12 protein-coding genes are annotated in these 11,375 nt (G+C 63.8%); 8 read left to right on the top strand and 4 right to left on the bottom strand.

From position 1 onward, the window contains the following. Positions 1–89 precede the first annotated feature (89 nt). Entirely contained in the window at positions 90–284 is a 195-nt protein-coding gene (locus R5R73_RS15565; RefSeq protein ID WP_071231361.1) for a hypothetical protein, read from the bottom strand. A gap of 352 nt (positions 285–636) precedes the next feature. On the opposite strand from R5R73_RS15565, the gene R5R73_RS15560 reads away from it, so the two are divergent. From R5R73_RS15560 to R5R73_RS15550, 3 genes are all read left to right on the top strand, one after another. After that, positions 637–2,031: a lytic murein transglycosylase gene (locus R5R73_RS15560; protein ID WP_322527986.1), complete on the top strand. Its 1,395-nt coding sequence runs from the start codon at positions 637–639 to the stop codon at positions 2,029–2,031. A 215-nt stretch (positions 2,032–2,246) separates the two neighbouring features. Then, positions 2,247–4,508 (top strand): flagellar biosynthesis protein FlhF, encoded by a 2,262-nt coding sequence (gene flhF / locus R5R73_RS15555; protein ID WP_322527985.1) that lies wholly within the window; start codon positions 2,247–2,249, stop codon positions 4,506–4,508. After that, on the top strand, positions 4,505–4,978 hold the full coding sequence (locus R5R73_RS15550) for a hypothetical protein (protein WP_322527984.1): 474 nt from the start codon (positions 4,505–4,507) through the stop codon (positions 4,976–4,978). Before flhF ends, R5R73_RS15550 begins: the two co-directional genes overlap by 4 nt. 80 nt (positions 4,979–5,058) lie before the next feature. On the opposite strand, the gene R5R73_RS15545 is transcribed toward R5R73_RS15550, so the two are convergent. Then, positions 5,059–5,769, bottom strand: coding sequence for a 16S rRNA (uracil(1498)-N(3))-methyltransferase (locus tag R5R73_RS15545; protein WP_110635546.1), 711 nt, complete (start codon positions 5,767–5,769; stop codon positions 5,059–5,061). A gap of 215 nt (positions 5,770–5,984) precedes the next feature. On the opposite strand from R5R73_RS15545, the gene purD reads away from it, so the two are divergent. The 4 genes from purD (at position 5,985) to coq7 (ending at position 9,417) form a co-directional block, all read left to right on the top strand. Beyond that, complete coding sequence (gene purD / locus R5R73_RS15540; protein ID WP_322527983.1) at positions 5,985–7,280, top strand: phosphoribosylamine--glycine ligase; 1,296 nt, start codon at positions 5,985–5,987, stop codon at positions 7,278–7,280. A gap of 167 nt (positions 7,281–7,447) precedes the next feature. Then, the gene (locus R5R73_RS15535) at positions 7,448–8,320 is read left to right on the top strand and encodes a phosphoribulokinase (protein WP_071231367.1); all 873 of its coding nucleotides are present in this window, start codon (positions 7,448–7,450) and stop codon (positions 8,318–8,320) included. Between the two features lie 33 nt (positions 8,321–8,353). Continuing rightward, complete coding sequence (locus R5R73_RS15530) at positions 8,354–8,698, top strand: histidine triad nucleotide-binding protein (RefSeq protein WP_071231368.1); 345 nt, start codon at positions 8,354–8,356, stop codon at positions 8,696–8,698. A 77-nt stretch (positions 8,699–8,775) separates the two neighbouring features. Beyond that, positions 8,776–9,417: a 2-polyprenyl-3-methyl-6-methoxy-1,4-benzoquinone monooxygenase gene (gene coq7 / locus R5R73_RS15525; RefSeq protein WP_110635555.1), complete on the top strand. Its 642-nt coding sequence runs from the start codon at positions 8,776–8,778 to the stop codon at positions 9,415–9,417. A 123-nt stretch (positions 9,418–9,540) separates the two neighbouring features. Here coq7 and R5R73_RS15520 read toward each other — a convergent pair whose 3' ends face one another. Together R5R73_RS15520 and R5R73_RS15515 are read right to left on the bottom strand one after the other, a co-directional pair. Continuing rightward, complete coding sequence (locus tag R5R73_RS15520) at positions 9,541–9,672, bottom strand: hypothetical protein (RefSeq protein ID WP_277354971.1); 132 nt, start codon at positions 9,670–9,672, stop codon at positions 9,541–9,543. 87 nt (positions 9,673–9,759) lie between these two features. Then, complete coding sequence (locus R5R73_RS15515; protein ID WP_071231370.1) at positions 9,760–10,218, bottom strand: hypothetical protein; 459 nt, start codon at positions 10,216–10,218, stop codon at positions 9,760–9,762. A 388-nt stretch (positions 10,219–10,606) separates the two neighbouring features. Between R5R73_RS15515 and R5R73_RS15510 the strand changes: the two genes are divergently transcribed. After that, positions 10,607–11,374: a hypothetical protein gene (locus tag R5R73_RS15510; RefSeq protein ID WP_110635558.1), complete on the top strand. Its 768-nt coding sequence runs from the start codon at positions 10,607–10,609 to the stop codon at positions 11,372–11,374. The last annotated feature ends 1 nt before the right edge of the window (position 11,375 follow it).

The raw sequence follows: 11,375 nt of genomic DNA, 5'->3' as shown, positions 1-11,375 counted from the left end.
TGACATGCTTGTGTTCGCGGGCAAGAGACGACGGCGAGCGGCGATCCCGCAATGGCGGCGCGCATGGCGCCACGGGACTCGTCGCCGGATCAGAGACGCTGGGGCGGATCGGTCAGATAGGGGCGGCGCACGCCGCGAGGCGCCAGCATCCAGGCGGGGGTCTGGTTCAGGGTCGTGATCGTGCTGGCACGGGACGGCAGAGCCCGGGCACCGATACGAGTCTGGGCACCAATACGACAGGTCGCGCATGTCAGCGACAGCTGGCTAGGCATGTGGCCCGGCATGGTGTCTCTCCTCCCTTCAGAAAGCGCCCGATCATAATTTGCGATACGCGAAATTATTGAAAGTATTGATGATTTATGAGAATCGGGCGACAGCGTTGAACCGACTTTACCACGCCGATATGCCCCTAGCCATAGGGGGCGGTACCGGAGAAGGTCACCTGGGCAGAGTCGCCGGAGGGCGTCGAAAAGAGGGATTCGGGCCGTGAGCCTGGCGCTTCCTTCGGTGTATCCGGGTGTCGGGGCGATCACCGTTCGAGGTTTCCGGGGCGGCGGGATACGCTACACTGCGGGAGCAATTTGGTTGGCGTATCCACGCCGACATACAGGATATTCAGCATTAAGGATGTGCTTCGTGAAGCGTTCACTGCCGGTCAAGGCTCCTGCCACACTCTCGCTCTGTCTTTGTCTAGCGCTTCTGGGATGTCAGAGCGTTGCCGATACGAATACTGCGTCGAACGCCGCGAGCGCGAGCGGCGCCGTGGCCGGAGAGGCCTCGTCATCGTCGTCTTCCGCCACCCCGGAGTCGGCCTCCTCGGGCTCGGCTGATGCTGCGGACAACGCTGCCGAGCGTGCCGAGGCCAGCGCTGATGCTGACGCGAACGCAAGCCCGGAGACCCCGAAGGATCCGGCAGCGTTCGACGCCTGGGTGGCCAATTTCCGGCAGCGGGCCGCCGCCGAAGGTATCGACCCGGCAACCCTGGCCGAGGCGTTCGACCCGGTCAGCTATCAGCCCCGCATCCTCGAGTACGACCGCTCCCAGCCCGAGTTCACCCGCCAGATCTGGAGCTATCTCGACAGTGCCGTCTCGGCGCAGCGCGTCTCCACCGGCCGCGAACGTCTTGCCGAACATCGCGCTACGGCGGATCAGGTGGCGCAGCAGTATGGCGTACCGGGGGAGGTGATCGTCGCCATCTGGGGAATCGAGAGCAATTACGGCAGCAACTTCGGCAACTTCGAGACCATCGACGCGCTGTCGACGCTGGGGTTCGATGGCCGCCGCCAGTCGTTCGCGCGCGGCGAGCTGATGGCCGCGCTCAAGATCCTGCAGAACGGCGATATCGACCGCGATCGCATGCGGGGTTCCTGGGCCGGGGCGATGGGTCATACCCAGTTCATCCCGAGCAGTTTCCTGGCCTACGCAGTGGATGAAGATGGCGACGGCCGTCGCGATATCTGGGGCAGCATTCCCGACGTAATGGCGTCGACCGCCAACTATCTGGAGGCTTCCGGCTGGCAGCGGAGGCAGCCCTGGGGCGTCGAAGTCACATTGCCGGACGACTTCGACTATTCGCAGACCGAGCTGTCGGTACGCCACGACGCCCGGGCGTGGCAAACCCAGGGGGTAAAGCGTCTCGACGGCAGCCCGCTGCCGGACTTCGATCAGGCCTCGGTCATCGCGCCCGCCGGCGCCAAGGGGCCGGCGTTCCTGGTCGGCCACAACTTCCGCGTGATCATGCGCTACAACGCCTCCACCAGCTACGCGCTGGCGGTGGCGACGCTGTCGGATCGACTGGCCGGACGGCCAGGCATCCAGGGCGAGTGGCCGCGCGAAGAGCCGGCCTTGTCACGCGATCGCATTCGGCGCATGCAGCAGGGGCTCAATGACCACGGCTTCGATGTCGGTACGCCGGATGGCCTGGTCGGCCCCAATACCCGTGCCGGATTGCGCGCCTACCAGCGCAGCATCGGTGTCATTCCGGACGGTTACCCCACGCAGTCGCTGATCCGGCGCCTGACCGAGAGCTGAACCGGCAGGGAAGGCTGAGCCGGAAGCAAGCGCTGCTCCGAGTGCGGATCCGGCAGGGCTCGCTGTCTGGCTGTCCGGTCAGCCCTCGAATTGGCGCCGGTTTGATGGCCATTCCAACCCATGCCCGCGATCTGCCGACTGGCAGACTGTGGGCGCGAAACTCCAGAGGCGGTCAGCGGTAGAGCGGCAGACTGCCTCGAATCATCGAGGAAGTCATGGGCGTCCAACGTTTCACTGCCAGCAATAGCCGCGAAGCCATGCGTCAGGTGAGGGCGGCGCTGGGGGATCAGGTACTGATCCTTTCCAACCGTTCCGTCGAGGGTGGCGTCGAGATCATCGCCATGCCCGAGCAGGAGCATGAGCAGACGCTCTCCAGCCTCGAGTCGCCGGCGGCGGAAGCTCCCGCTGCGGAAGCGCCGGCGCCGGCTCCGACCCCCAACCCGACCCTGGAAACGCTGCAGGCCCTGAACCGCCAGTTGCTGGAGGACGTGCGCGCCATGCTTGGCGGGGGCATGGCTTCCTCGCAGAGCGACGCAGCATCGTTGACGACCGCATTGCGCCAGCGTCTGATCCAGGCCGGCTTCAGCGCTTCGCTCGCCGACGAGGTCATTCAGGACCCGCCGGAAGAGCTGCGCGACGAACAACCGGAGTCCCCCGCCGCGAAGGCCTGGCTCGTGCGCCAGCTGCGCGCTCGCCTGTCGCTGCTGGATGACGAGGAAGCCCTGTTCGAGAGCGGCGGCGTGTTTGCCCTGGTCGGTCCCACCGGCGTCGGCAAGACCACCACCACCGCCAAGCTGGCTTCCCGCTACGTGATGCGTCACGGTCCGAAGGACGTCGCGCTGGTGACGACGGATAGCTACCGTATCGGCGCGGCCGAGCAACTGCGCATCTACGCCCGGCTGCTGGGCTCGGAAGTCCATGCGCTCGAGGAAAACGGCAATCTCGGCGACCTGCTCACGCGTCTGACCCAACCACGCCGGGCGCTGCTGTCACGCAGCGGCGGCAAGAAGCTCACGGTGATCGACACGGTGGGCATGAGCCAGCGGGACCAGCGTCTGGTGGGCGAGATCGCACGGCTGGGAGCCGGCCCGGCGCCGGCTCGACGGGTGCTGGTACTCAACGCGGCCAGTCACGGCGACACCCTGGCGCAGGTCATCGAGGCCTGGCAGCAGGCCTCGCAGGAGGCGGGAGAGCCGCTGTGGGGCTGTATCCTGACCAAGCTCGACGAAGCGGCGCGGCTGGGGAACGTACTGGACGTGGTCATTCGCCACCGGCTCAGGCTCTGCTACGTCTCCCGCGGGCAGCGCGTGCCGGAAGATCTCGAGCTCGTCGATGCCGACGCCCTGCTCGACGAAGCGCTGGCACTGGCCGGCGATTCGCCCTTCGTCAGCGAGGCGGCGGCCACGGTGCCTCCGCAGCAGGCGCGACAGCAGGCGCTCTCGCGCGGCGTTCTGCGCCAGCGCGATGCCCTGGTCACGACGCTCGATACCTTGAGACAGCACAACCTGGGCATGACGCTGCTCGAGCAGATCTGGCGCCGTGCCAAGCGCTCGACGCAAGCCGGGAGCGACGAGTTCGCCCGGCTCATGGCGGGCGCCACCCAGCAGAGCCTGCTGTCCGCGGCGGATGTGCCCCACGCGCTCTACTGGTCCAAGACCACCAGCGTCAGTGGCGCCGAACAGGCAATGCCGCTGGTGTCGCTGGATCATCACGGCATGCCCCAACCGCTGACCTGGCCGCGACACCGGCTCCCCGCGGGCAGTGCCGAACAGTTTCGCTGGGCCGACGATCTCGGCGCGGGCTGGCATCTGCTGGCGCAACTGCCGGCCGTCGCCGACCTCGAATGTTTCGAGGCCGCCGGGCGCGGCTGGCTGGCGGCCGTGACCGGCGCGCGCCGGATTCGTCATGCCGGCGAATGGCTGCCGCTGTCCCGGGCGATGACGCTGGGCGAAGCCGTCGAGCCGCAACCCCTGCGCCACCAGGGGCGTGCCGCCACTCTTCACCTGACGCGGCTGGAAACGAGCGTCAGCCAGCGGCGCCAGGATGCCTACAGCCTGCCGGTGGTGGCGTGGTACGGCGAAATTCGCGACGCCGACGATGGCCGCAGGCTGGCCAGACGTTACTGGCTGAGCAGCAGCCAGGCGGGGCTCGATATCGCATCGCGCCTGCCCCCGGCGGTCATGGTCGAGACCCTGCCCGGGCTGACCCGGCAGGCCGATCAGGCAATGCAGGAGCGCGGACTGGTGAAAGATCGGGAGCAGCGCTGGCAGCTGGCCTCGACGCTGGCGGCGCTGGCGGTGCGCTTGAGTGCGGAAGAGGCGGGCTGGGCGATGGACGTTCGCGCACGGCTTTCCGGTATCGCCCAGCGCCGTTGCGGTCGTCGGCCCAAGGCGCTGATGGAAGCGCTGATGGATACGCTGAGCGCCCATGACGCACTGATGGGGCTCGACGCCAGTGGCCGGGTGCAGGCGGCATGACCGATCAGGCGGCAGGGCTGCGCGCCTGGGCTGCTCCCGGTTCCGTGTCGCTGGGGGTGATCGGCGAACCGGACGACGAGGCGCTGATGCAGGCGTTGGCGCAACTACCAGCTCCTGCGGGCCGGCGCTGGCAGGTCACGCTGGAAGCTCAGGCCGCGTCGGCGACCGTGCGGGCCTGGGTGCTGTGGGTCGATGCCGCGCAGGTCGACGTGGCCGATCTCTACCGGCGGGTGAAGCGGACGCTGGCACCGGTTGCCTCGAGCGCTGGCCCTGCCGTGCCTCTGCTGCTGTGGGTGCAAGACGCCGGCAACAGCGGGACCAGGCCCACCCTGGATGCCGCGACGGCGCAGCTGCTCACCAACCTGGGCACGACGCTGCGGCGCTTTCTGAATATCGAACTCATCCGCGACCTGGCTGACTGGCAGCGCCGCCTGCCCGAGGAGTTACCGAAGCCGGCCACGGATTTTTGACGCGTGCATGAATGTTCTGACGCGCGCGGGCGCTCTCGGCCCAGCCGCCACGCCGCGGCATCGGGCCGGCAGCCGGCGGCTCAGAACAGTCGAGACAGTAGCGCCGTCACGGCCGTCTCGACGCGCAGGATGCGCTCTCCCAGATGGATCCCCTCGAAGCCCAGTTCGAGAAACTTCTCCACCTCGTAATCGACGAAACCGCCTTCCGGACCGATGGCCAGCAATGTGGCATCGCTGATGCCGCGCGGGCAGGCCTGAGCCAGCCCGGGGTGGGCCAGCAAACCGCGATGATCCGCGAGCATGGCTGGCAGTCGATCTTCCGCGAACGGCTTGAAACGGGTTTCGAACGCGATCTCCGGCAGCCGGGTATCACGGGCCTGCTCCAGCCCGAGCAGCAGGTGCTGGCGGATCTTTTCCGGCTTCAGCTCGGGAGATTGCCAATAGCTCTTCTCGACGCGGCGGGTATGCATCAGCGTCAAGCGTTTGACCCCCAGCGCCGAGACGTGCTCCAGCGTTCGCGCCAGCATGCGCGGCCTCGGCAGTGCCAGCAGCAGATGAACAGGCAGCGGCGCCGGCGGCTCGCGATCGAGCGTGACCCGGAACTGTGCTTCGGTATCGGTCAACGACAGCAGCTCGCCGCGGCCGATCAGGCCGTTTAGGGCGCCCACGGTCAGGCAGTCTCCCGGCGCGGCGCGGTGGACTTCGCGGAGATGGTGCAGGCGGCGCGGATCACGGAGACAGGCGTGAGTGTTGTTCGCCCAATCTTCGGGCTGGAGCAGAATCAGGTTCATGGAGATGGCGGTTCAGCGCATGGCAACAGGGAGTCGGGCAGGCGGCCATTCTGCCTGAACGGCGCACGCGAACATAGCACGCGAATATAGCCGCCCAGGGCCAGCGGGATGCCGAACACAGCGGCGAGCAGGACACCTTTCTGACATAATGCCCGTTCACTCTCTCACTCAGCCACTCACTCAGCCAATCAAGGCTCGACAGAAGAAGGTTAGCGATGAAGGTTCTGATCATTGGCGGGGGCGGGCGCGAACATGCGCTGGCATGGAAAGCGGCACAATCACCGCAGGTCGAGACGGTTTTCGTGGCACCGGGCAATGCCGGCACCGCGCGGGAGCCGGGGCTGACCAACGTTGCCATCGATGTCATGGACAGCGAAGCGCTGATCGTCTTCGCGCGTGACAACGCCGTCGATCTGACGATCGTCGGGCCGGAAGCGCCGCTCGTCGCCGGCGTCGTCGACGCGTTCCAGGCAGCGGGGCTGGCCATCTTCGGCCCGACCGAGGGCGCCGCGCAGCTCGAGGGCTCCAAGGCATTCACCAAGGACTTCCTGGCACGCCACGCGATTCCGTCCGCCGACTACCAGACGTTCAGCGAGGTCGAATCCGCTCTGGCCTACCTCGGGCGGAAGGGCGCGCCGATCGTGATCAAGGCCGACGGGCTGGCCGCGGGCAAGGGCGTGGTAGTGGCGATGGCCGAAGCCGAGGCCGAAGCGGCGATCCGTGACATGCTCGAGGACAACGCCTTCGGCGATGCCGGAGCGCGGGTCGTGATCGAGGATTTCCTCGAGGGCGAGGAGGCCAGCTTCATCGTCATGGTCGATGGCGAGCACGTGCTGCCGATGGCCACCAGCCAGGATCACAAGCGCGCCGGCGACGGCGATACCGGGCCCAACACCGGTGGCATGGGCGCTTACTCGCCGGCGCCGGTGGTCACCGATAGCGTTCATCGACGCATCATGGATGAGGTGATCCTGCCCACGGTGCGGGGCATGGCCGCCGAAGGCCACCCCTATACCGGCTTCCTCTACGCCGGGCTGATGATCGATGCCGACGGCGCCCCTAGAGTGATCGAGTACAACTGTCGTTTCGGCGATCCGGAAACCCAGCCGATCCTGATGCGGCTGAAGAGCGATCTGGTGGCGCTGTGCCAGGCCGCGCTGGAACGGCGTCTCGATCAGGTCGAGTGCGAATGGGATTCCCGTGCCGCCGTGGGCGTGGTGCTGGCGGCGAAAGGCTATCCCGGCAGCTATCGCAAGGGTGACGAGATCACCGGGCTCGACGCGGCGGACGCGGCCGGCTGCAAGGTGTTCCACGCCGGTACCCGCATGAGCGACGATGGTCGCGTCGTCACCAGCGGCGGGCGCGTGCTATGTGTGACCGCTCTCGGCAACACGGTCGGCGCGGCGACGTCGCAGGCCTATGCCGGGCTCGAGATGGTCCGCTGGGACGGCGCCGAATATCGCCGCGACATCGCCCATCGCGCCATTGCCCGAGAACGTCAGTCGTCCTGAACGATCGGGCGTCATAGAGACAAGGAAACCCGCCATGCAGCGTGCGATGCGCCAACGACCGGCCAATCGCCGGCTCGATCTGTCGAGCTATTGCGGGGCCAAATCGAATGGCCGCGGCAGCGCGCTGATCTGGCGAAAGCGAGTTTGGCGAAACAGAGAGGCATCGCATGTCGCGTGAATTTCCGATCATCGCGGTGACCGGCTCGTCGGGAGCCGGTACCACCACGGTCAAGCGAACGTTCGAGCGCATGTTCGCCCGCGAGGACGTGCACGCCGCGTTCATCGACGGCGATGCCTTCCATCGCTACTCGCGGGCGGAGCTGGCGCAGATTCTGCAGACCGAGCCGGAGCGCAAGGCCGAGCTTTCTCACTTCTCGGTCAACGCCAACCTGCTCGACCGGCTCGACGCGCTGTTTCAGGAGTACGGCGAGAGCGGCAAGGGGACCTACCGCCACTACATTCATGCCGAAGACAAGCGCATGATTGAGGCGGGCTGGCAGGTCGGCACCTTCACCGACTGGCAGCCAATCCCCAGCGGCACCGACCTGATGCTCTACGAGGGGCTTCATGGTGGCCTGGTGACCCACGAGGTCGACATCGCCCGCCACGTCGACATGCTGATCGGCGTGGCGCCGACGATCAATCTCGAATGGCTGCAGAAGATCGATCGCGATACCAAGCTGCGGGGCTACTCCCAGGAGGCGGTCATCGACACGATTCTGGGCCGCATGCACGACTACGTGCGCTATATCCAGCCCCAGCTCTCCCGTACGCACATCAACTTCCAGCGCGTGCCGACGGTCGATACCTCCAACCCGTTCGAGCTTCAGGACGTACCCAACGATGGCGAATCCTTCGTGGTCATCCGCTTCCGCGACCCGGCGGCCGTCGACTTCCCCTATCTGGTCACCATGATTCATGATGCCTTCATGAGTCGCCCCAACACGCTGGTCGTGCCCGGCGCGCGACTGTCGCTGGCGATGGATCTGATCCTCGCGCCGCAGGTACGACAGCTGCTGGCCCAGCGACGCTTTCGCTGAGGCCGGGACATCATTTCGATATCAGGAGTTCTCATGGAGCCGACACTTTTCAGCAAGATCATCGATCGCGAGATACCGGCAGACATTGTCTACGAAGACGACGAGGTACTGGCCTTCAACGACATCGACCCCAAGGCACCCACGCACATTCTGATCATCCCCAAGAAGCCGATCGCCACCCTCAACGACATCGAGGAAGAAGACCTGGCGCTGATCGGCCGGCTGCAGTACACCGCCGCCAAGCTGGCCAAGCAGCTCGGATTCGCCGAGGACGGCTACCGCGTGGTGATGAACTGCAACGAAGCGGGCGGGCAGTCGGTCTATCATATCCACATGCATCTGCTGGGCGGGCGCCGGATGCAGTGGCCGCCGGGCTGAGGGCAACGGCGCAACGCGCGCCGGCCCACTCGACAGTGACCGACCTTGTTCAGTTGCCAGACCGCCAGGAGACTCCGATGACACGCCAGATTTCCCGTGCCGACAATCTGATCCATCAGTTCGATACCGTGCTGCGCACGCTGGTACCCAAGGCGGCCCAGCCGAGTCGCCCATCCCCGGCCAACGTGCAACCCGAAAGCTTTCTCGACGAGGAGCAGCGTCGTCAGGTCGCGGGGTTGATGCGCATCAACCATACCGGCGAGGTCTGCGCGCAGGCGCTCTATCAGGGCCAGGGCCTGACGGCGAAGTTGACCGAGACCCGCGAACGCATGGAAGAAGCCGCCGCGGAGGAGATCGATCACCTGGCATGGTGCGACCAGCGCCTGCAGGAGCTCGACAGCCGCACCAGCTATCTCAACCCCGCGTTCTACGCCGCCTCCTTCGGCTTGGGCGCGCTGGCCGGCGCGATCGGCGACCGTGTCAGTCTCGGCTTCGTCGCCGCCACCGAGGAGCAGGTGGGTCGCCATCTCGAGTCGCATCTGCGCAAGCTGCCGATCGACGACAAGCGCTCGCGGGCGGTACTGGAGCAGATGTCTATCGACGAAGCGCAGCACGAACGCTGGGCGCTGGAATCCGGCGGCAGCCGCTTCCCGCTACCGGTGAAGTGGGGCATGCGGCTGGTGTCGAAGGTCATGACGAAAAGCGTTTATCGGATCTGAACCGGGCTTCGCCCGAAGCTGTAAGCCATAAGCTTGAAGCCGCAAGAAAGGCCAAAAGCAAAAACCAAATCGTTTGATTTGATAAGTGGACGTGGTTTGAGCTTGGCTTCCAGCTTGCACTGGTCACATTTCCGCTTCGGATGTGTCGCCACGAGTCGTTCTCTCGCGCTTGAGTTCGCTGTATTCACGGTAATGTTCATAGGCCGCCTTGGCGACCACGGCCAGCCCGATAGCGGCGAGAATGTTCTTGAGCATAGGTTTTTCCTTGGTTAGGTCGACAAGCGTATGCACTGTCATTGGCAAACTGGTTCGAAACGTGCCGGTCAGACGTTGGAAACACCGCTACCAGGCGGAACGACAGCTATTTTCGGGACTGTCCAGGGGCTTGAGAACGGCAGCAATATTCTTGGTTGGCAAAGTGACCTTGCTGCCTTCAGCGGAAATCTGTAACCGATTGGCCTTGCGCAGCACTTCCCAGAAAGCGGGGAAATTGGCACCGCAAACGTGGCAGTCGGTATAGAAAGGGTTGGTGTAGGTCTCGCCATCGACGATTACATCGAACCCCTCATCCTCCGAACTATATGACTTGCCATGAATGGTGGCGTAGGCACTGACATAGCCGTCTTCCGCGTAGTCTGGGCAGGAAACGTTCAATTCGTTGCCATTGCCGTCATCCACCAGGTGCTCACTCACGCCCATACCCCAGCCGGAGGTCCACTCGTAGGTGCCGGCGGTGGCTGAGCGGCCTGCCGCAATCATGGCGCAGAACAACAGGAACGAAAGGCACAAACGTTTATTCATGGTGATCTCCAGCGTCTTCGGGGTTTTAGGCAACCATCAACCGATACGGCCTAACCATGATGGGATGAAGAAAGCCACTCGATGCCAAGCTGCCATCTTTCCCTCAGCGTTGCCGGCCTGGAGTCCAATTGATCATGCTCGCACTGCGGACACTGGCGGAACCAGCTCCGGCCCGGCACGAGAACATCACTGGAAGGCAGGGTGATTTTCTCCCACTCGCAGGCAGGGCAAGAGAAATGGATTGGCTTGGCAGGGATAGGCATGATTTTCCGTTCTGGTTGCCGATTCGATAGCCACTATGCCAGCGCAGGGCGACAAGCTGTGTCGCTTGAATCGATCCATTCAGATCGTCGGTGGTAGTGTTTAAAGCCTATATGGAGAGTGATAAGTGAAAGTCACCCAATATGAATCCAAGACGCTGTATTACAGCAACCCGGATAGGGAGCGAGGGGCACGCGTTACACGTGACATGATGGTGAGGTTATGCAGTGCCTTGGGAGACGTTTTCAATGAAGAAGATACACGGGAGTTTATTGGAAATACACGGATTCCCAATGAACGTGAATTATACGGATTGTTGGTCAAGGCACTAATCAGAGAGTTCGAATCGGAAGTTGGTCATGTGGCGACTGAAGTTCAGGTAGCCAGGGAATCAGAAGGCGAGAATGGCAAGGGGCGAGTAGATATCATTTTCGATTATCGAAGCACGAGCTTTCTTGTCGAACTGAAAGTCATCAGGGCTTCAGCCAATGCCCGCTTTATGGAACAGGAAGGTTCTCCAACGCAGCGCTTGGTCCGTCCATGGAGGAAGGCCGTTAAGCAGCTACGAGAGCTTGATACGACCAGTTTGGGAAAGGCGCTGAAAAAGAAAGTAGTTAAACTCCCTATGGCTATTTACCTGCATATTGATAGTAAAAAATTGCAAGACGAGATCCCTAAATGGCAGGATCTCTCTGTTACAACCCATCATAATATCGTGAATCATCTTGAAGCCTCTGCCTACAGCAATGAGACTGAGACCTGTTACTTTAGTTATTATCAGTCATTGGGAAGGCCGGTCATGACTTCGAAGCGACGAGATAGTCTGGTCGAGGGCATACCAAGCGTAGGGTTCTATGGCTTTACCATCATTGCCGGTATGCCGGGAGAAAAGTGAT

The sequence above is a fragment of the Salinicola sp. LHM genome, from assembly GCF_034479735.1.
In the GTDB taxonomy this organism is placed as follows: Bacteria; Pseudomonadota; Gammaproteobacteria; order Pseudomonadales; family Halomonadaceae; genus Salinicola; species Salinicola salarius.
Note: the sequence above shows the minus strand (reverse complement) of the source record. Positions and strands in the feature narration are given on the sequence as shown.